Consider the following 17,264-nt stretch of genomic DNA (forward strand, 5'->3'; position numbering starts at 1 on the left):
CAAGGGGAGGCAAGGATCTTTGCCTCTCCGATTGCATCTATGCCTGCCCCGTTAATCATTATTCGAATTCCATGATCACGTCATCCACCGCGAGGCTGTCGCCCGCACTGGCATTGATCTTGGAAATCACGCCCTTTTTCTCGGCGCGCAGGATGTTCTCCATTTTCATCGCCTCAACGGTGCAAAGCGCCTGTCCTTCCTGGACTTCCTGGCCAACTTCGACATCCACCTTCACGATAAGCCCAGGCATCGGGCAAAGCAGCAGCTTGGAAGTATCCGGCGCCACCTTTTCGGGCATCAATGAAGCAAGCTCCGCTTGGCGCGGGGTTCGAACATGAACCTTCATATCCGCGCCACGAGAGCGGATGCGGAAACCGCCAGAGATTTTTCCGACCTTCAGAACCAGAGGGCTGCCGTTGACTTCCAGCTCAGCCAGTTGATCCCCGGGCGTCCACTTGCTGCTCACACGCACCTGGTCGCCATCCTCAAACTGAACGGTTGAGCCCAGTTGGTCCGCCTCAATAGTCACCGGGTAGCTCTGCCCCTGAAGGCTCACCACCCATTCAGTACCAACCCGACGCTCATGATTGTCCATGCGACCAGAGACGCGGGTGCGACGAATTTCAGCCACTCGGTGCATCGCTGCGGCAGAGGCCGCAATACGGCGAAGGTCCGCCTCGGGCAGGTCTACCCCAACAAAGCCCTCGGGATACTGCTCTTCGATAAAGGCGGTGGTCATGCTGCCTTCGATAAAGATCGGGTGATCCATCACTGCTGAGAGGAACGGCAAGTTATGGCCAATGCCCTCAACCTCAAAGCCGTCCAGCGCGTTGCGCATCGCCTCAATCGCCCGATCCCGCGTTGGCGCCCAGGTGCAGAGCTTGGCGATCATCGGGTCGTAGTACATCGAGATCTCGCCGCCTTCATAGACGCCGGTGTCATTGCGCACAGCATAACCCTCACCGGCGGGCGCATCCCCCTGCCATTTGTCGTTTTCCAAGAGCAGGCCACCAGACAGTTCTGCCGGAGGACGATAGCGGGTCAGACGACCAATCGAGGGCAGGAAGCCACGATAGGGGTCTTCGGCATATAGGCGGTTTTCGATGGCCCAGCCATTGATCTGCACATCATCCTGGGCGATGGTCAGCGCTTCGCCATTTGCAACACGGATCATTTGCTCCACCAGGTCGACACCGGTGATCAGCTCGGTCACAGGATGCTCCACCTGCAGGCGGGTGTTCATTTCCAGGAAGTAGAAATTCTTGTCGCCATCAACGATGAATTCCACGGTCCCGGCAGAAGTATAGCCAACCGCCTTGGCCAAGGCGACCGACTGTTCGCCCATGGCCTTCCGGGTTTCTTCATCCAGGAAAGGCGATGGGGCCTCTTCCACCACCTTCTGGTTGCGGCGCTGGATCGAGCATTCGCGCTCGTTCAGATAGATGCCATTCCCATGCGCATCGCAAAGCACCTGGATTTCGATATGGCGCGGCTGGGTCACGAACTTCTCAATAAAGATCCGGTCGTCGCCAAAGGAATTCGCCGCCTCGTTCTTGGAAGATTGGAATCCTTCACGGGCCTCTTCGTCATTCCAAGCGATCCGCATGCCCTTACCGCCGCCGCCTGCAGAGGCTTTGATCATCACAGGATAGCCAATCTCATTAGAGATTTTCACCGCTTCCTCCGCGTCCTCGATCAACCCCATATAGCCAGGCACAGTGGAAACGCCCGCTTCCTGCGCAATCTTTTTGGAGGTGATTTTGTCGCCCATGCTCTCAATGGCGCCAACTGGCGGGCCAACAAAGGCCACGCTTTCAGCGGCCAGCGCCTCAGCGAATTTGGAGTTTTCCGACAAGAAACCATAACCCGGATGCACCGCCTGTGCGCCGGTGGCTTTGATCGCCTCCATCACCTTGTCGATAACGATATAGGACTGGTTTGCCGGTGGCGGTCCGATATGAACCGCTTCATCCGCCATTTGCACGTGCAGGGCCTGCTTGTCCGCATCCGAATAGATGGCAACGGTCTTGATACCCATCTTGCGCGCGGTTTTGATAACCCGGCAGGCGATCTCGCCCCGGTTGGCGATCAGGATCTTTTCAAACATTGGCAGTCCCTTGTTCTTTGGTAGGCGTGAATGCAAAATGCCGAAGCCAGGCACGCGGCCCGGTTCCGGCATTTGCACATGTGGTAGGGGCCAGCCGCGATGGCTGGCTATTCAGTGGTATTTTTGCTGTGTGACCCTCAGCATTTGCCGGGGTTTTCTTTGCAATAGATGACGTTGGCTGCGACGCCGACGGCTGCACCCGTGAGCAGGTTTCCATCCAGCAGAGCGGAGCCCAACGCCCCTGCCCCTGCACCATAGAGTGCTTGCTCACCTGTGGTTTCACCGCATCCCTGTAATGCGCTGCCAAGCGCGATGGAAAGCGTGAGTAGGATCGGTTTTGCTGGCATTGTTCTGCTCCTCTAGTCCAGACCGATTTTGGTCGAACTGAATGTGCAAGAGCGCCAGCTCTCTGCAATCCTCGTGGCTGGGAAGCGTGGGAATGGGCCATCACCCGCCTGTTTTGACGCCCTGGCTGGCGGGCTTTCGCCAGCCCGCTATCAAAAGTGCCAATATGAAACAGAGGCTTCTTGAGGCTCCGCTTACCAGCATCATCGCGCGCCGCGACCACATGGATCGGCTTCACGAGTTTGCGAGGGAAAGCAGGTATTCGCTTTACCAAATCCGCAGTCTCGCGTGAAGAAATCGGCACAAAATGGAGATTTTTACCTTTCGAAATCAGCACGTTACAGACACAACTCACGCCAATGTCAGACATTTCATGCTGCCTGTAACATTTATGGCAATTTTTGGTCACGGCGTCTCTCCGGGAAGTCATTTCCAACTCCGCTTGCGCCGTGAAAGCGTCCCTTTGCAACCTGCATTGAGGAGGAGAAACCCAATGACCTACAGGAATAGGCAGAGCCTTGCCATTTCCGCTGCCGCAGCCCTGCTGGGCAGCAGCGCCATCGCCCAAGCCGATGCCACTAAGGCAGAGGTTGACGCGCTGCGCGCACGCATTGAAGTGTTGGAAGCCGCAAGTGGCACTTCCGGCGACCTTACCCAGTTCCGCCTGGGCGGGACGGCCGTTGATATTTACGGCTACGTCAAAGCCGACTTTTTCTATGATTTCGACTTCATCCAGGGCGACACGGCGTTTGTGAACAACATTGGCGAACCCGCCAATGCCACTGACGGCCAATTCGGAGCGACCCTGCGCCAATCCAGGCTTGGCTTCCGCACCAGTACCGAGACAGATATCGGCACGTTGCAAAGTCAGCTGGAGTTTGACCTTTTTGCCTCTGGCGGAGCATCTGAGCTGCGTCTGCGGCATGCCAATATTCAAATTGGCGACCATTGGACCGTTGGCCAAACCTGGACCAACTTCATGCCTCTTGGGCATTACCCGACAAGTGTTGAGTTCAATGGCCCCGTCGGCATCGCCTTTGCACGTACGCCACAGATCCGATACAGCAATGGCATCGGAGAGAACTTCAACTACAGCTTCTCCATTGAGGAGAATGCCGGTAGCTCTTCGGATCCCGTTTTCACCGCTGCGGCAGAATATACTGCGGATCGTTTCAGTGCCCGGATCGCGGGCTTGGCCGGCACCATTCAAAGCGGCGGCGTTGAAGTGGACCAGACCGGGCTCACGCTCTCTGGATCCTTCACCCCTTGGGAGGGTGGCCTGTTCCAGGCAACCTATGTCACTGGTGAGGCGCTTGGCCCCTATTTGATCGGTGTCGGCGCTGCAATCGTAGGCAGTCAGGCCAATGATGTTGATGGCTTCACGCTGGAATACCGTCAGGACATCGGCAACAAATGGAATGTCGGCATTGGCTACGGGCGCGAAGAATACGACCTTGCGACCTCTACCGGCACGCTCGACTTCACAGAGCTGGAAACCCTGCATCTCAACGCGTTCTACAACCCCACCGACAATCTCCAGCTCAGCGCTGAATACATCATTGGGGAGCGTACAACCTCTTCCGGGGCCAGTTTCGACGGTGACCGTGTCCAGTTGGCCGTTCAGCTGAACTTTTAGGGCGCAGGTTGGAGGGGTCGCAGCAGCGGCGATTGTGCCAGTTGCCTGGCCCAGCTCACCAAAGCCTTCACAGAAACCTCGCAGTGCAAACTGCGGGGTTTTCGCGTGCTTATGTCCTCCAACCGCTGCCATCAGGTTGCCTTACCTTCAAAGGCATCCGGGAAGGACAGCTTGGCTGCTTCCACATCCAGAACAAGCAGAGCTTCATAGTCTTCCGGATCAAAGGAGTCATCATAGGGCAGAACTTCGCGCCCAAAGAGCCAACTCAGACGCCCGGCATCCAGATTGCCGCGTTCAAAGGGCTGGTCGCCAAAATGCTGCAAAAGAGCCTGCATAAAGGCCGCATCAGCTCGGCGATCCGCAGGCTTGCGGTCACGAAAGCGCTCGCGCCGGGTGATCGGCGTGACCCCCTTGGGGTTTGGGCGGCGAATGACGAATTGGAAATCGGTTCCTGGCAGGCGGCCAGGGAATCCACGGTGCTTTAGCATAGCGGTGCCTCCTGTCCGGCACCCCGTGGAGCGGCAGGGACCGGCCACAGGGCCGGACCCTTTTGGTCGTTACTTGTATTTGCCGGTGTATGTTGGCTCCACCGAGATGGGCTCAACCACGACAAACTCTTCTTCCTGCTGAGCGCAGGCTGCAACGGCGGCCAGCAGGCCAGCCAGTGCGATAAACTTGATGCTCTTAGACATTGCTGTCTCCTGAATTTGTTTTTGAAACCGGCTGAAATCTGGGTGTTATCCAGCCTCAGCCCCAATTGACGAATGACTCTTAGGCCATTCGCACAAAGAATAGCTGGGATATCGGCCAAATCACATCCAAAAGCGGGCAAGACAGGGGCATGTGGCCGCAAAGCCGCAAAAATCCGCCTAATTCCGTTAACTTCCGCAAGATATTGTAGAGACATCAGAAGGCCTCCCAGATGCAGTTCTCGCCTTCGGGGCGATATGCTTCGAAAAACTGGGTCGCAGCGGCATCCTGCACCCCGAATTTGACGGGGCGGTCGGAAAACGAGATCACCACAAGTGCTGGGCTTAACTGATGATGGCGCAGATACTCCAGGGCCAGCGACTCACATAGGTGATCCATATCGCCTGCGTTACGCTCAAAGAGCTTGGCCGCAGTTTCTTCATCCTGTTCCTCGTCCCGCACCGCTTTGATGCCCGGTGCGATGAAGCGAAACCGGACCCAAAGCGCTCCGGGGCTTTCATCCAGCAGGACTTCTTTGAGGGCGACATCCTGACCGGAGGGGACCTCTACTGCAATAAGTTCCGCAGTCGCTTCCTGCGCGATCGCAGGGGCGGTCATCTGCGCCGTTGCCACTAGGAAAGCAGCTGCAAAGCGTTTAGGCATCGATGCATGGGAAGCCAAAAAACCACAGCCCCGGCCCCAAAAGACTTGGGCTCCTCTCGCCGGGGCTGCTGGCGCTGCACCAAAGGTGGGCGCTGTCTCTTTTTGGCTCGCGCGGATCATGCTGCGGATTCGCTTCCATTGTCAAACTTTGCTGCGCATTTGTGCAACAACGCGTCGTTTTGCCCCGAATTGAGGCATTCTTGCCGCTTTGCCTGCACGCGTGCGTGGCGTAGCCACCGGGCGCGCTTTTCCGGATCCTCCAGAACTGCGGCAATCTGCTCTTTCAGTCCCGGCGCAACCGGCCCCATCAGGCGTCCCCCGGCCCGCACATGCAGGCCGGAAGGTGTTTTGCAAACCTCAACTACAGGGGAAAACCCGCGCACCCGCTGCAGAGCACGCCAAAGATCCTGGCGCACCTGATGCGCAACCCGCCCCGCCCGCGCTAATGGCAACGTCGTCTCTGCAGCCACGTCAAAACGAGCAGGTAACTGACGCGACAGGGTCAAGGTGCGTTCTGTGCGTGTTATATGCCACGGGGTACGGGTCATTAGGACACTTCAATCCGGTTCAGGTCAGCATTCTTCCAACTCTCGTTTTCAAGACCAAAGACCGCCCGCCGCCTTGGAGGAATGCTCCGATAGTCTGCTTCAGACCCGTCGGCCAGCTCCACAAAGTAGTCATCGGGCAGGCCAGCTTCGGTCGTGGCGGCAATCGCCACCATGAGAGAGACAGTCGTGCGTATAGCGGCCACTTCCTGTGGTGAGGGTTCACGAGTGTTAAGTTTACTACCAAGATCAGAGCGAAAAACAGCGAGCATGACTTCACGGGCATCCGCACCATTGGAAATCTCAAAAAATTCAAGATGCTCCAAAGGTAGGCGTTCCATACCAAACGTCACTGTCTCTATTTCGCTCTGCATCATCACCTGGCCTCAAAGCGGGATATTGTCATGCTTTTTCCACGGGTTTTTCAGCGACTTGCCTCGCAGGGAGGCAAAGGCGCGGGCAACCCGGCGGCGGGTGGATTTTGGCTGGATCACCTCATCAATGAAGCCGCGCTCTGCTGCCACAAAGGGATTGGCAAAGCGGTCTTCGTAATCCTTGGTATGCGCCGCGATCTTATCCGCATCGGCCAGATCCGCGCGGTGGATGATCTCGGTTGCGCCCTTGGCACCCATCACCGCAATCTCAGCCGTCGGCCAGGCATAGTTGAAATCACCGCGCAGGTGCTTGGAGGCCATAACGTCATAGGCACCGCCATAGGCCTTGCGGGTGATCACGGTGACTTTTGGAACCGTGGCTTCACCATAGGCAAAGAGCAGTTTGGCGCCGTGTTTGATAACACCGCCATATTCCTGGCTGGTCCCAGGCAGGAAGCCCGGCACATCCACCAAGGTCAGGATCGGGATCTCGAAACAGTCGCAGAAGCGCACAAAACGCGCGGCCTTGCGGCTGGAATCGATATCCAGACAGCCCGCCAGCACCATCGGTTGGTTGGCAACCACACCCACGGTCTGCCCTTCCATACGGATAAAGCCAGTGATCATGTTCTTGGCAAAATCTTCCTGGATCTCGTAGAAATCCCCCTCATCCGCGACCTTGGTGATGAGCTCTTTCATGTCATAAGGCGCGTTGGGATTTTCCGGGATCAGAGTGTCCAGGCTATCCTCAATGCGGCCCGGCTCATCAAAGAAGGGGCGAACAGGTGGCTTTTCGCGATTGTTCAGCGGCAGGAAGTCAACAAGGCGGCGCACTTCGGCGAGCGCCTCGACATCATTTTCAAAAGCGCCATCCGCAACAGAGCTCTTTTTGGTGTGGGTCGATGCCCCGCCCAGCTCTTCTGCGGTGACCACTTCGTTGGTCACGGTTTTCACCACGTCTGGACCGGTCACAAACATGTAGGAGGTGTCTTTCACCATAAAGATGAAATCGGTCATGGCTGGGGAATAGACCGCGCCACCCGCACAGGGCCCCATGATAACAGAGATCTGTGGCACCACGCCCGAGGCCATGATGTTGCGCTGGAAAACCTCGGCATAGCCCGCCAGAGAGGCAACGCCTTCCTGGATACGCGCGCCACCCGAATCGTTGATTCCGATGACAGGCGCGCCATTTTGCACCGCCATATCCATGATCTTGCAGATCTTCTGTGCATGGGTTTCGGAGAGCGAACCACCAAAGACGGTAAAGTCCTGACTGAAGACATAGACCATACGGCCATTGATGGTGCCCCAGCCGGTCACAACGCCGTCCCCAGCCGGTTTTTGGTTTTCCATACCAAAATCGGTGCAACGGTGGGAAACGAACATGTCGAACTCCTCAAAGCTGCCCTCATCCAGCAAAAGCTCGATCCGTTCCCGCGCGGTCAGTTTGCCGCGGCTATGCTGCGCATCAATTCGACGCTGCCCGCCACCAAGCCGCGCATCCTTGCGGCGTTCTTCCAGCTCAGAGAGAATATCTTTCATGGCACATGTCCCCTGTAGATTTCTCCGGGACCATATCTTGCGCCAACGCCAAGCCAAAGGTTATTTTCGCAAATTTGCAAATCGTTTGCATATGATAGATGCAAATATGCAAATCAGCAAACAATCTGCTTGGATGCACATAGCTCTGTTCTGCCCTGCATGATGGACAATCCGTGCGTAAAACACTACTCCAGTTGATATGCCCACATATAAACCAAGCCTTTCTCAACAGCGCACTCCTCCTCGCATTTTCACCCTCATCCTGCTTGCGGGACTTTCTGCGTTGGGCATGAACCTGCACCTGCCATCACTGCCCGGCATGGCCGCCTATTTTGACGCCGACTACCGACTGATGCAGCTTTCGGTTTCGCTCTATCTGGGGGGGAATGCAGTGGTACAGATCATTGTCGGGCCCATTTCAGATCAAATGGGACGCCGACCGGTGATCCTGGGGTCTATAGCACTGTTTCTTCTGGCGACAATTGGCTGCATCTACGCCCCGACAGCAGAACTTTTCCTGTTCTTCCGGATCGCACAAACTGTCGTTGCTGCGACCATGGTCCTAAGCCGAGCCGCCGTGCGCGACCTCTATGACACCCATGAAGCGGCCAGCATGATCGGCTACGTCACCATGGGCATGGCAGTGGTCCCAATGATTGGCCCGGCCATCGGCGGTTTTTTGGATCAGTGGTTAGGCTGGCAGGCAAACTTCTGGATGCTCTTTGCCGTTGGCGCACTGACGCTGGCGATTACCTTCAGCGATTTTGGCGAAACAGCGCATAAAAGTGGCAAGACTCTGAGGCAGCAATTCAGCGAATATCCCGAACTGCTATTTTCTCCTCGTTTTTGGGGATACTCTCTCGCCTCTGGCCTCGCCTCTGGCTCCTTCTTTGCCTATCTCGGCGGCGCGCCCTATCTGGGAACAGAGATCTATGGCCTCTCCACAGCGGAACTTGGCGTCTACTTCTCCGCCCCCGCTGTTGGCTATTTTGCCGGCAATTTCATCTCGGGACGGTATTCCACCAAGCTGGGCGTCAATCGAATGGTGTTCTGGGGCTGCATCATCAATGGTAGTGGGGTCCTGGTTTCATTGCTGATCGCACTGACAGGCGCCGATACGGTCCTCACCTTCTTTGGCTTCATGTGCTTTGTGGGCATCGGCAATGGAATGGCGATCCCCAATGCCACGGCCGGGGCAATCTCGGTTCGGCCCCATCTGGCGGGCACAGCTTCTGGTCTGAGCGGTGCAATCATGATTGGCGCAGGTGCCTTGCTAAGTGCGGGCGCAGGCCTTCTCCTTGGACCGGACTCCACCGCTGTGCCACTTTTGCTAGTCATGTTGGCAACCGGTGTTTTGGGCTTGGTCGCCATCTCCATGGTAGTCCTGCGCGAGCGGCAATTGGACACATAGGCCAAAAACACTCCCCTCTGTTCCAAGGTGAACTTTGCAATTATACTCTTTGCCAAGAGTAAATTTGCAAAGGCGTACCTATGGCCACTCAAAAGCTATATGCAGGCGCAAAGCTGCGTGAAATGCGCCAGCGCCTGGAACTGACCCAAAAGGACTTCGCGGCCAAGCTAGGCGTCTCCCTGCCCTATCTGAACCAGATGGAGAACAATAACCGACCGGTCTCAACCACTGTTGTTCTCGCCTTGGCGCAAGAATTCGGCATGGATGTCACCGAATTATCCGCAGGAGACAGTGAGCGCCTCGTCAGTGATATGCGCGAGGCCATGGCCGATCCTGTCTTTGCCGAGGATCCCCCGCCTCTGGCTGACCTGCGCCTAACCGCCTCCAATGCTCCGGCCTTTGCACGGGCTTTCCTGACCCTGCATCGCGCCTATCGGCAGACCCATGAGCGTCTTGCCTCTTTGGATGAGGCTCTGGGCCGTGAAGACAGCCGCATTCAGGCCAGCCCTTGGGAAGAGGTTCGGGACTTCTTCCACTACTGCGATAACTACATCGATGCGGTAGATCGCGCCGCCGAGCATTTTGCAGGTAGTGCGGATGTGCGCACTGCTGCAACAAAGGCGCTGGAAAACGCTGGGATTTCGATCCTCTACTCCGATATGGATGGCCTGCGTGGCTACAACAGCGAAGGGCGCAGCCTGCACCTTTCCAACCGCGCCAGCCCCTCGACCCAGGTGTTTCAGCTTCTGCTACAAGTGGCCTTGCTGAGCCAGGACAAGCTGCTGGAAGCCACGCTGGATTTCGCCCGCTTCCAAAGCGAAGAGGCCCGCGCCATTGCCAAGATCGGCCTTGCCAATTACTTCGCTGGCGCGGCTCTTATGCCCTATAGCCGGTTCTTGCAGGCAGCGCAGGAGGACCGCCACGACCTCGAAAGGCTCGCCACCCGTTTCGGAGCTTCGATCGAACAAGTAGCCCATAGATTGTCGACGCTTCAGCGCCCTGGTGCCAAGGGAATTCCCTTTTTCTTTGTACGCGTTGATCAAGCCGGAACAATCACCAAGCGACATTCCGCAACCCGTTTGCAATTTGCCCGCTTTGGTGGCGCATGCCCCCTGTGGAATGTGCACCGTGCCTTTGAAACCCCCGGCCATTTCCTGCGCCAATTGGCGGAAACACCCGATGGGGTCCGCTATATCTCCCTTGCGCGGGATATTTCCAAATCAGGTGGTTCTTTTGGCTCACCGGTCCGACGATATGCCATCGCTCTGGGCTGTGAGGTGCGCCACGCCGATGCTCTGGTCTATGCAGACAATCTGGATCTCAACAATGACTCTGCCTATGAGCCCATTGGCATTTCCTGTCGCATCTGCGAGCGTACGGATTGCCACCAACGCTCCGTTCCCCCCTTGGAACGTCGCTTGACCATCGACATCGACCAGCGTGGCGTCCTGCCCTATGAGGTGAACTGATCCTTGACCGCAGATACCCTCTGCGCCTCGCTTTCGCAAAGGCAGGCCTGCAGGGTATCGCGCCCTGTCCAGCAAGACCTCACCTGTCAGGGCAAAAAGAAAGAGCGGAGAGCCTTACAGCCCCCGCCCAATTCAATTTGCCTCTAAGACAAATGATCGATGTGAATTCTCAGGCCTTGGACAGAATCCCCCAGATCTCATCCTTTAGGGCGGCGCGCTTTTTGCGCAGATCCACCTCTGCCAATTCTTCCAAAGGTTCAACTTTGGTTTCAGCGCGATGCACGGCGCGGTTCAGCTCGTGATACTCATCCGCCAGCTTGGCAAAATGGGCGTCCGATTGCTTCAGCGCGCTCATTGCTTTTACTTTATCCGGGAATTCTTCGGCCAGCTCATGCGGTGTATTGGACATCTGCTCGCTCCTTCTATCAGTGTCACGAGCAGGTTAACTTGCCACCATTTCAGCCACTTTGACGGGGATCAAATCCCAGGCCTCCGGCAAAAATTTATGACTTGGTTCCGATACTGCGAAAAAGTTTGGGCAGGGTCGAGGTGTCAATATTTCGAAGCCTGCGAAAGGCCAGGGTTTGAGAGCCGTCGTTTTGTTTCCAATAGGGGTCCAGGACATAAACCAGAAAGGCGATTTCGATATTGTCGCCGCGAATATCTTCTAGCCCATGGCCAGCAAGCTCAACCCGAAGATCGCCTTTGCGGAACGGAATTTTCAAAGATCCATCAGCGCCGGTTTCAGCATCAATATCCAAGGTAATAGCATCACCAAAGGTCACATCCCTAAGAATGATGAAACGCGCCTCAGGGGCGCCGATTGCCTCTTCGATACCCCATTCTTCCGCTATCGATCCCCCCTGCTGTCTGTCCTCATTCAGGAAGGTCGAGATCTTTGTATAGACATTGTTATAGGGAACTCGGGCTCCGTTTTTGATCTGAAAACTGGAGTTCCGCTTGATCCAGGCATGGGCTGCGGCCTCTGCCGCGACATCCAATTCAACGCCAATATCCACCCCACCGGAATACTTCGCAGTCACATCGCGACGGCGGGTCGTCCGGGGCGCTTCAAAACCCGGAATATCCCCCAAAAACTCCAGCTTTCTCTCAACTGTATTCCAAGCAAAAAATGCTCCTGCGCTGTAGCCGCCGGAATTGATGAAACCATAGTTGGTCTGGGAAAAATCCAGATTGACCGGCAGGGTTTTGGCATCCCCGAAACACCCCGATAGCCCCAAGCAGGCAATAGTGGCCAAGGCCATTGATCTAGGCATAAACAAATCAGGCTCCCCACAATCTTTGGGGGAGCCTACGCATCAGAGTTCACTCTGTCATCTCATTTCAAATGTTTGGAACGAAGGCGCGTAGCCTTAGCGCTGGCTTGCCTGCCAGTTCGGGTTGAACCAGGGCTCCGCATTTGAGGACGGCAGGCGGCGGCCCAGGATATGATCCGAGGCTTTCTCCCCGGTCATGATCGAGGGTCCGTTGAGGTTGCCATTGGTGATGCGCGGGAAGATTGAGCTATCCGCGACACGCAGCCCCTCAACCCCGATCACACGGCATTCCGGATCCACCACGGACATCGGATCATCAGCAGCGCCCATCTTGCAGGTGCCGCAGGGGTGATAGGCACTTTCCACGTGTTCGCGGATAAATCCGTTCAGCTCTTCATCCGTCTGCAGCGCATCGCCCGGCTGGATCTCATGTTTGACAAAGGGCTTCATCGCATCCTGGCCAAAGACCTCGCGCGTGAGGCGAATGCATTTGCGGAAATCCTCCCAGTCCTTCTCGGTGGACATGTAGTTGAACAGGATCTTCGGCGCCGCTTTGGGGTCGGCGCTGGCCAAGGTGATTTCCCCACGGGAGTCCGAGCGCATCGGTCCCACATGCGCCTGGAAGCCATGGCCCTCGGCCGCCGCCTGCCCGTCGTAGCGCACCGCGATGGGCAGGAAGTGATACTGGATATCCGGGTAGTCCACCCCCTTGTCAGAGCGGATGAAGGCCGCACTTTCGAACTGGTTCGAGGCCCCCAGCCCAGTCTTGGTAAAGAGCCATTGCGCACCGACCAGCGCCTTACCGAAGAGGTTCCAGTATTTGAACAGGGTGATTGGCTGTTTGGAGGCAAACTGGAAATAGAACTCCAGGTGGTCCTGCAGGTTCTGGCCCACGCCGGGACGGTCCGCCACCACATCAATGCCATGCTCCGCCAGATGCTTGGCCGGGCCGATGCCCGAGAGCATCAGGAGCTTGGGCGAGTTGATCGAGCTGGCGGCCAGAATGACTTCAATATTGGCCTCAATGACTTCAACCTTGCCGCCGCGCTCGATCTCGACCCCGGTGGCCTTGCCATCCTGGATCACCACCTTGCGAGCGAGGCCCCGGACTAGGTTGCAATTGTCCCGCTTCAGGGCAGGTTTCAGATAGGCATTGGCAGCGGACCAGCGCTGGCCCTTGTAGACGGTCATCTCCATCGGGCCAAAGCCCTCTTGCTGCTCGCCGTTATAGTCTTCGGTCTCCTGGTAGCCAGCCTGTTTGCCCGCCTCGACGAAGGCGTCATGCAAGGGGTTATCGCGGGGGCCGCGGGTCACATGCAGGGGGCCGTCCTTGCCGCGCCAGTCGGCGTCGCCACCCTGACCGCGGTTGTTCCAGCACTCCATCCGTTTGAAATAGGGCAGCACATCAGCATAGGACCAGCCGGTGGCGCCGCTTTCGGCCCAATGATTGTAGTCGCCAGCATGGCCGCGCACATAGACCATACCATTGATGGAGGAAGAGCCGCCGATCACCTTGCCGCGCGGGGTGACCAGCTCACGGTCGCCCAAGTGCGGCTCCGGCTGGGATTTGTAGCCCCAGTCATAAAGCGGCATGTTCATCGGATAGCTCAGCGCACCGGGCATTTGAATAAAGGGGCCTGCATCAGTGCCGCCATGCTCGATCACCAGAACCGACTTGCCTGCTTCGCTCAGCCGGTAGGCCATGGCACAGCCCGCGGAGCCCGCCCCAACAATCACATAATCTGCCTTCATCACGTCTCTCCATCGCGGCGTTCGGGACATTCCTCAACTGCCTAGAGGTATCTCCACAGGCCGATTGCCCAGCTGCCCGGTATTGTCTTGTCGTTGCCCTTTGGTTGTGCGTCAAAGAGCGGGTCAAATTTGCTCTGACCGATCTCAGGGAGATGCGTCAGGCCCAGGGGACCGGCCAGAGCTGCCTGCAGACCTTCCTTAGAAGGCTGCCTCAACGTCGCCCATCCGCACATAGACGGATTTCACCTGACTGAAGTGCTTAATTGCTTCTTTCGAGTTCTCGCGGCCAACGCCCGATGCTTTCACGCCGCCAAAGGGGGCCTCAACCGGGGCATCGTTGTAGGAGTTGATAAAACAGCTGCCTGCCTCCAACTGGTCAATCACCCGGTGCGCGCGGCTGAAGTCATTGGTGAAAACACCTGCCGAGAGGCCGAACTCTGTGTCATTGGCGCGGGCGATGACTTCTTCTTCGGTGTCAAAATCGAGGACCGACATGACGGGGCCAAAGATCTCCTCACGGGCAATGGTCATATCGTCGGTGACATCGGCAAAGACCGTTGGCTGGATGTAGTAGCCGTCCATGTCAGCCCGTTCGCCGCCGCAGATCAGGCGGGCGCCCTCTTCTTTTCCCTTCTCAATATAGCCCAGCACGATGTTCATCTGATTTTCGGTGACCATAGGGCCAAAGCTGGTTGTCTCATCCATCGGGTCGCCGATCACGGCATTGCCGGTGCGTTCAGCCAGACAGGCCAGGAACCTCTCCTTGATGCCCTTTTGCACAAAGACCCGGGTGCCGTTCGAACACACTTGGCCGGAGGAGTAGAAGTTGCCGTTGATGGCGCCGCCGACGGCGTTATCCACATCAGCGTCATCAAAGATGATCAGCGGCGACTTGCCGCCCAGCTCCATGGTGACATGCTTCATGCCCTCAGCGGCTGCGGCGTAGACCTTCTTGCCGGTCGGCACCGAACCGGTGAGCGACACCTTGTCGACGCGCGGATCAGTGACCAGCGCGCCGCCCACTTCCCCCATGCCCTGGATCACATTGTAGATGCCTGCGGGCGCGCCGGCCTCATGCAGGATCTCGGCAACTTTCAGGGCGCAGAGCGGCGTGGTTTCCGAGGGTTTGAACACCATGGAGTTGCCGCAGGCCAGCGCAGGCGCGCCTTTCCAGCAGGCAATCTGGGTCGGGTAGTTCCAGGCACCGATGCCCACACACAGCCCCAGCGCTTCGCGCTTGGTATAGACCCAGTCTTCCCCCATAGGGATGTGCTCGCCGGTCAGGGAGCCTGCCAGTCCGCCGAAATATTCCAGCGCATCGGCGCCGGAGGTGGCGTCTGCCACCAGGGTTTCCTGCAGCGGCTTGCCGGTATCATAGGTTTCCAGCACCGAAAGCTCGTGGTTGCGTTCGCGCATGATGTCAGCAGCACGGCGCAGGATGCGGCCGCGCTCAGTGCCGGTCATCTTGGCCCATTCCTTCTGCGCCGCCTTGGAGGTGGAGAGGGCCTGTTCAACGATGGCAGGTGTCGCCGCGTAGACGGTGGCGATCTGCTCACCGGTGGCGGCATAGATCACCGGGATCGGGGTGCCACCGGTATCCTCAACGTATTCACCGTTGATAAAGTGGCTTGCTTTGGGCTGAGCGGGATGTGTCATGTCAGAACCAGTACTTGTTCATTGCAGTAAGAAATTCAGGAGAAACATCAATTCCAGACGCGTCTCCAATAACAGAGTCGATACCGCACTTCGGACAGATCGCCGTCCACTGTTGTTGAGGGTTTTCGTCATCGCACCACTCGGAAATCTGCAAAGGGGGGAACACCTCGATGCAATGAAAGCAACCGCATTTCTGGCTGCGTTCAATTTCCGACCTGTGGCGGGAGCAGTGCCCGTGCGCGGTTTTCAACTCATTTGGGGTCATCGCTATTCTCCGCGGGGAAAGCGTTTGCTTTCCTCGAGGTTGTCGAGATTCATGTGGTTGCGCATGTAGCGCTCAGAGGCTTTTTGCAGCGGCTGGTAATCCCAGGGGTAATAGCCGCCCTCGCGCAGAGCTTCATAGACGACCCAGCGACGGGCCTGGCTGGCCCGCACCTGGGCATCAAACTCTTCCAGGTTCCAGCGCGCCTCGGATTTGGCGCGCAGATCCTCCAGGGTTCCGGCATGAGCCGGGTCCTTGGCAAGGTTGGTCAATTCATGCGGGTCAGCCTCCAGATCAAACAGCTGATCGGGGTCCAGAGCACAGCGGGTGTACTTCCATTTCCCGTCCCGCAGCGACACCAGCGGCGCGTATGAAGCCTCGGCCGCGTATTCGATGGCAACAGGCTCGGTCCGCGCGATTCCCTGAGCCAGGGGCACCAGGTTCTGACCGTCAGTCCAGGGTTCAATCTCTGCCATATCGACACCCGCCAGCGCACCCAGCGTCGGGGTGACATCCAGCGTGGAGACAGGCGTTTCAATCAGGCCAGCAGGCAGATCGGGGGAGGAAATCATCAATGGTACACGGGAAGAGCCGTCATAGAAGCTCATCTTGAACCAGAGGCCGCGCTCACCCAACATGTCGCCGTGGTCAGAAACAAAGAGGATGATCGCCTCTTGGCGGGTGGTTTCCAGCACCTCCAGGATCTCGCCGATCTTGTCATCCAGATAGGAGATATTGGCAAAATAGGCGCGGCGGGAGCGTCTGATATCCTCTTCTTTGATATCAAAGCTGCTCCAGTCATTGGCGTCAAAGATCCGCTGCGCGTGGGGGTCGTGGTCTTCGTAGTCCATCGCAGGGACTTCCGGCAGCAGATGCTCGCAATCCTCATAGAGATCCCAGTATTTGCGGCGCGCCACATAGGGGTCATGCGGGTGGGTAAAGCTGACGGTCAGCGCCCAGGGCCGGTCATCCAGATCGCGCGACAGCTCATAGAGCTTGGCGGTGGCGTTATAGGCCACCTCATCGTCGTACTCCATCTGGTTAGAGGTCTCGGCGACCCCTGCCCCGGTGACGGAACCCATGTTGTGGTACCACCAGTCGATGCGCTCACCGGGCTTGCGGTAATCCGGCGTCCAGCCGAAGTCGGCCGGATAGATATCAGTGGTCAGCCGGTCCTCAAACCCGTGCAGCTGATCGGGGCCGACAAAATGCATCTTGCCTGACAGGCAGGTGTAGTAACCCGCGCGGCGCAGGTGGTGGGCATAGGTCGGAATGTCAGAGCGGAACTCGGCCGCGTTGTCATAGACGCCGGTGCGCGAAGGCAGCTGACCCGACATGAAAGAGGCCCGCCCCGGCGCGCAGAGCGGAGAAGCGGTATAGGCATTGGCAAAGCGGGTGGATTTTGCCGCCAGCTTCTTCAGGTTCGGAGCATGCAGCCAGTCCGCCGGGCCATCCGGGAACAAAGTTCCATTCAGCTGGTCGACCATCAGGATCAGGATATTCGGCTTGGACATCTGAGAGGCTCCTCCTTG

17 protein-coding genes are annotated in these 17,264 nt (G+C 57.4%); 3 read left to right on the top strand and 14 right to left on the bottom strand.

Features of this window, described 5'->3' with window-relative positions; genetic code table 11:
* Positions 1-58: 58 nt before the first annotated feature.
* Both RSK20926_RS11300 and RSK20926_RS11305 read right to left on the bottom strand, forming a co-directional pair.
* Positions 59-2,107, bottom strand: coding sequence for an acetyl-CoA carboxylase biotin carboxylase subunit (locus RSK20926_RS11300; RefSeq protein ID WP_008206808.1), 2,049 nt, complete (start codon positions 2,105-2,107; stop codon positions 59-61).
* 137 nt (positions 2,108-2,244) lie between these two features.
* Complete coding sequence (locus RSK20926_RS11305; protein ID WP_008206810.1) at positions 2,245-2,454, bottom strand: hypothetical protein; 210 nt, start codon at positions 2,452-2,454, stop codon at positions 2,245-2,247.
* Between the two features lie 491 nt (positions 2,455-2,945).
* On the opposite strand from RSK20926_RS11305, the gene RSK20926_RS11315 reads away from it, so the two are divergent.
* Positions 2,946-4,088: a DcaP family trimeric outer membrane transporter gene (locus RSK20926_RS11315; protein WP_008206814.1), complete on the top strand. Its 1,143-nt coding sequence runs from the start codon at positions 2,946-2,948 to the stop codon at positions 4,086-4,088.
* Positions 4,089-4,219: 131 nt separating this feature from the next.
* Here RSK20926_RS11315 and RSK20926_RS11320 read toward each other — a convergent pair whose 3' ends face one another.
* From RSK20926_RS11320 to RSK20926_RS11340, 6 genes are all read right to left on the bottom strand, one after another.
* Positions 4,220-4,576, bottom strand: coding sequence for a hypothetical protein (locus RSK20926_RS11320; protein ID WP_008206816.1), 357 nt, complete (start codon positions 4,574-4,576; stop codon positions 4,220-4,222).
* Positions 4,577-4,645: 69 nt separating this feature from the next.
* Positions 4,646-4,780, bottom strand: coding sequence for a hypothetical protein (locus tag RSK20926_RS23350; RefSeq protein WP_008206817.1), 135 nt, complete (start codon positions 4,778-4,780; stop codon positions 4,646-4,648).
* Positions 4,781-4,994: 214 nt separating this feature from the next.
* Complete coding sequence (locus RSK20926_RS11325; protein ID WP_232281882.1) at positions 4,995-5,396, bottom strand: DUF6497 family protein; 402 nt, start codon at positions 5,394-5,396, stop codon at positions 4,995-4,997.
* Positions 5,397-5,557: 161 nt separating this feature from the next.
* The gene (locus tag RSK20926_RS11330) at positions 5,558-5,989 is read right to left on the bottom strand and encodes a hypothetical protein (protein WP_037254777.1); all 432 of its coding nucleotides are present in this window, start codon (positions 5,987-5,989) and stop codon (positions 5,558-5,560) included.
* On the bottom strand, positions 5,989-6,363 hold the full coding sequence (locus RSK20926_RS11335) for a hypothetical protein (RefSeq protein ID WP_037254779.1): 375 nt from the start codon (positions 6,361-6,363) through the stop codon (positions 5,989-5,991). The genes RSK20926_RS11330 and RSK20926_RS11335 overlap by 1 nt, the downstream gene beginning before the upstream one ends.
* 9 nt (positions 6,364-6,372) lie before the next feature.
* Positions 6,373-7,905 carry an acyl-CoA carboxylase subunit beta gene (locus RSK20926_RS11340; RefSeq protein ID WP_008206821.1) on the bottom strand — a complete coding sequence of 511 codons (1,533 nt, stop codon included), beginning with the start codon at positions 7,903-7,905 and terminating at the stop codon, positions 6,373-6,375.
* A gap of 199 nt (positions 7,906-8,104) precedes the next feature.
* On the opposite strand from RSK20926_RS11340, the gene RSK20926_RS11345 reads away from it, so the two are divergent.
* Positions 8,105-9,316 carry a multidrug effflux MFS transporter gene (locus tag RSK20926_RS11345; RefSeq protein WP_037254782.1) on the top strand — a complete coding sequence of 404 codons (1,212 nt, stop codon included), beginning with the start codon at positions 8,105-8,107 and terminating at the stop codon, positions 9,314-9,316.
* An 80-nt stretch (positions 9,317-9,396) separates the two neighbouring features.
* Positions 9,397-10,785: a helix-turn-helix domain-containing protein gene (locus tag RSK20926_RS11350; RefSeq protein WP_008206825.1), complete on the top strand. Its 1,389-nt coding sequence runs from the start codon at positions 9,397-9,399 to the stop codon at positions 10,783-10,785.
* Positions 10,786-10,954: 169 nt separating this feature from the next.
* Here RSK20926_RS11350 and RSK20926_RS11355 read toward each other — a convergent pair whose 3' ends face one another.
* From RSK20926_RS11355 to betC, 6 genes are all read right to left on the bottom strand, one after another.
* Complete coding sequence (locus RSK20926_RS11355; protein WP_008206828.1) at positions 10,955-11,194, bottom strand: YdcH family protein; 240 nt, start codon at positions 11,192-11,194, stop codon at positions 10,955-10,957.
* A 94-nt stretch (positions 11,195-11,288) separates the two neighbouring features.
* Positions 11,289-12,062, bottom strand: coding sequence for a hypothetical protein (locus RSK20926_RS11360; RefSeq protein ID WP_157133099.1), 774 nt, complete (start codon positions 12,060-12,062; stop codon positions 11,289-11,291).
* A 96-nt stretch (positions 12,063-12,158) separates the two neighbouring features.
* Positions 12,159-13,814 carry a choline dehydrogenase gene (betA, locus tag RSK20926_RS11365; RefSeq protein WP_008206830.1) on the bottom strand — a complete coding sequence of 552 codons (1,656 nt, stop codon included), beginning with the start codon at positions 13,812-13,814 and terminating at the stop codon, positions 12,159-12,161.
* Between the two features lie 198 nt (positions 13,815-14,012).
* Entirely contained in the window at positions 14,013-15,470 is a 1,458-nt protein-coding gene (gene betB / locus RSK20926_RS11375) for a betaine-aldehyde dehydrogenase (RefSeq protein ID WP_008206832.1), read from the bottom strand.
* A 1-nt stretch (position 15,471) separates the two neighbouring features.
* A complete protein-coding gene (locus tag RSK20926_RS11380; protein ID WP_037254787.1) occupies positions 15,472-15,735 on the bottom strand; it encodes a hypothetical protein in 264 nt (87 codons plus the stop codon).
* 2 nt (positions 15,736-15,737) lie between these two features.
* The gene (betC, locus tag RSK20926_RS11385) at positions 15,738-17,246 is read right to left on the bottom strand and encodes a choline-sulfatase (RefSeq protein WP_008206834.1); all 1,509 of its coding nucleotides are present in this window, start codon (positions 17,244-17,246) and stop codon (positions 15,738-15,740) included.
* Positions 17,247-17,264 lie beyond the last annotated feature (18 nt).

This window comes from Roseobacter sp. SK209-2-6 (assembly GCF_000169455.1).
Taxonomy (GTDB): domain Bacteria; phylum Pseudomonadota; class Alphaproteobacteria; order Rhodobacterales; family Rhodobacteraceae; genus Pseudophaeobacter.

Excerpts from the sequence above, each read along its gene's own strand:
- RSK20926_RS11325 (WP_232281882.1), bottom strand. The coding sequence starts at position 5,396 with ATGACCGCCCCTGCGATCGCGCAGGAAGCGACTGCGGAACTTATTGCA.
- RSK20926_RS23350 (WP_008206817.1), bottom strand. The coding sequence starts at position 4,780 with ATGTCTAAGAGCATCAAGTTTATCGCACTGGCTGGCCTGCTGGCCGCC.
- RSK20926_RS11305 (WP_008206810.1), bottom strand. The coding sequence starts at position 2,454 with ATGCCAGCAAAACCGATCCTACTCACGCTTTCCATCGCGCTTGGCAGC.
- RSK20926_RS11330 (WP_037254777.1), bottom strand. The coding sequence starts at position 5,989 with ATGACCCGTACCCCGTGGCATATAACACGCACAGAACGCACCTTGACC.
- RSK20926_RS11360 (WP_157133099.1), bottom strand. The coding sequence starts at position 12,062 with ATGCCTAGATCAATGGCCTTGGCCACTATTGCCTGCTTGGGGCTATCG.
- RSK20926_RS11350 (WP_008206825.1), top strand. The coding sequence starts at position 9,397 with ATGGCCACTCAAAAGCTATATGCAGGCGCAAAGCTGCGTGAAATGCGC.
- RSK20926_RS11355 (WP_008206828.1), bottom strand. The coding sequence starts at position 11,194 with ATGTCCAATACACCGCATGAGCTGGCCGAAGAATTCCCGGATAAAGTA.
- RSK20926_RS11345 (WP_037254782.1), top strand. The coding sequence starts at position 8,105 with ATGCCCACATATAAACCAAGCCTTTCTCAACAGCGCACTCCTCCTCGC.
- RSK20926_RS11315 (WP_008206814.1), top strand. The coding sequence starts at position 2,946 with ATGACCTACAGGAATAGGCAGAGCCTTGCCATTTCCGCTGCCGCAGCC.
- RSK20926_RS11320 (WP_008206816.1), bottom strand. The coding sequence starts at position 4,576 with ATGCTAAAGCACCGTGGATTCCCTGGCCGCCTGCCAGGAACCGATTTC.
- RSK20926_RS11380 (WP_037254787.1), bottom strand. The coding sequence starts at position 15,735 with ATGACCCCAAATGAGTTGAAAACCGCGCACGGGCACTGCTCCCGCCAC.
- betA (WP_008206830.1), bottom strand. The coding sequence starts at position 13,814 with ATGAAGGCAGATTATGTGATTGTTGGGGCGGGCTCCGCGGGCTGTGCC.
- betB (WP_008206832.1), bottom strand. The coding sequence starts at position 15,470 with ATGACACATCCCGCTCAGCCCAAAGCAAGCCACTTTATCAACGGTGAA.
- betC (WP_008206834.1), bottom strand. The coding sequence starts at position 17,246 with ATGTCCAAGCCGAATATCCTGATCCTGATGGTCGACCAGCTGAATGGA.
- RSK20926_RS11300 (WP_008206808.1), bottom strand. The coding sequence starts at position 2,107 with ATGTTTGAAAAGATCCTGATCGCCAACCGGGGCGAGATCGCCTGCCGG.
- RSK20926_RS11335 (WP_037254779.1), bottom strand. The coding sequence starts at position 6,363 with ATGATGCAGAGCGAAATAGAGACAGTGACGTTTGGTATGGAACGCCTA.
- RSK20926_RS11340 (WP_008206821.1), bottom strand. The coding sequence starts at position 7,905 with ATGAAAGATATTCTCTCTGAGCTGGAAGAACGCCGCAAGGATGCGCGG.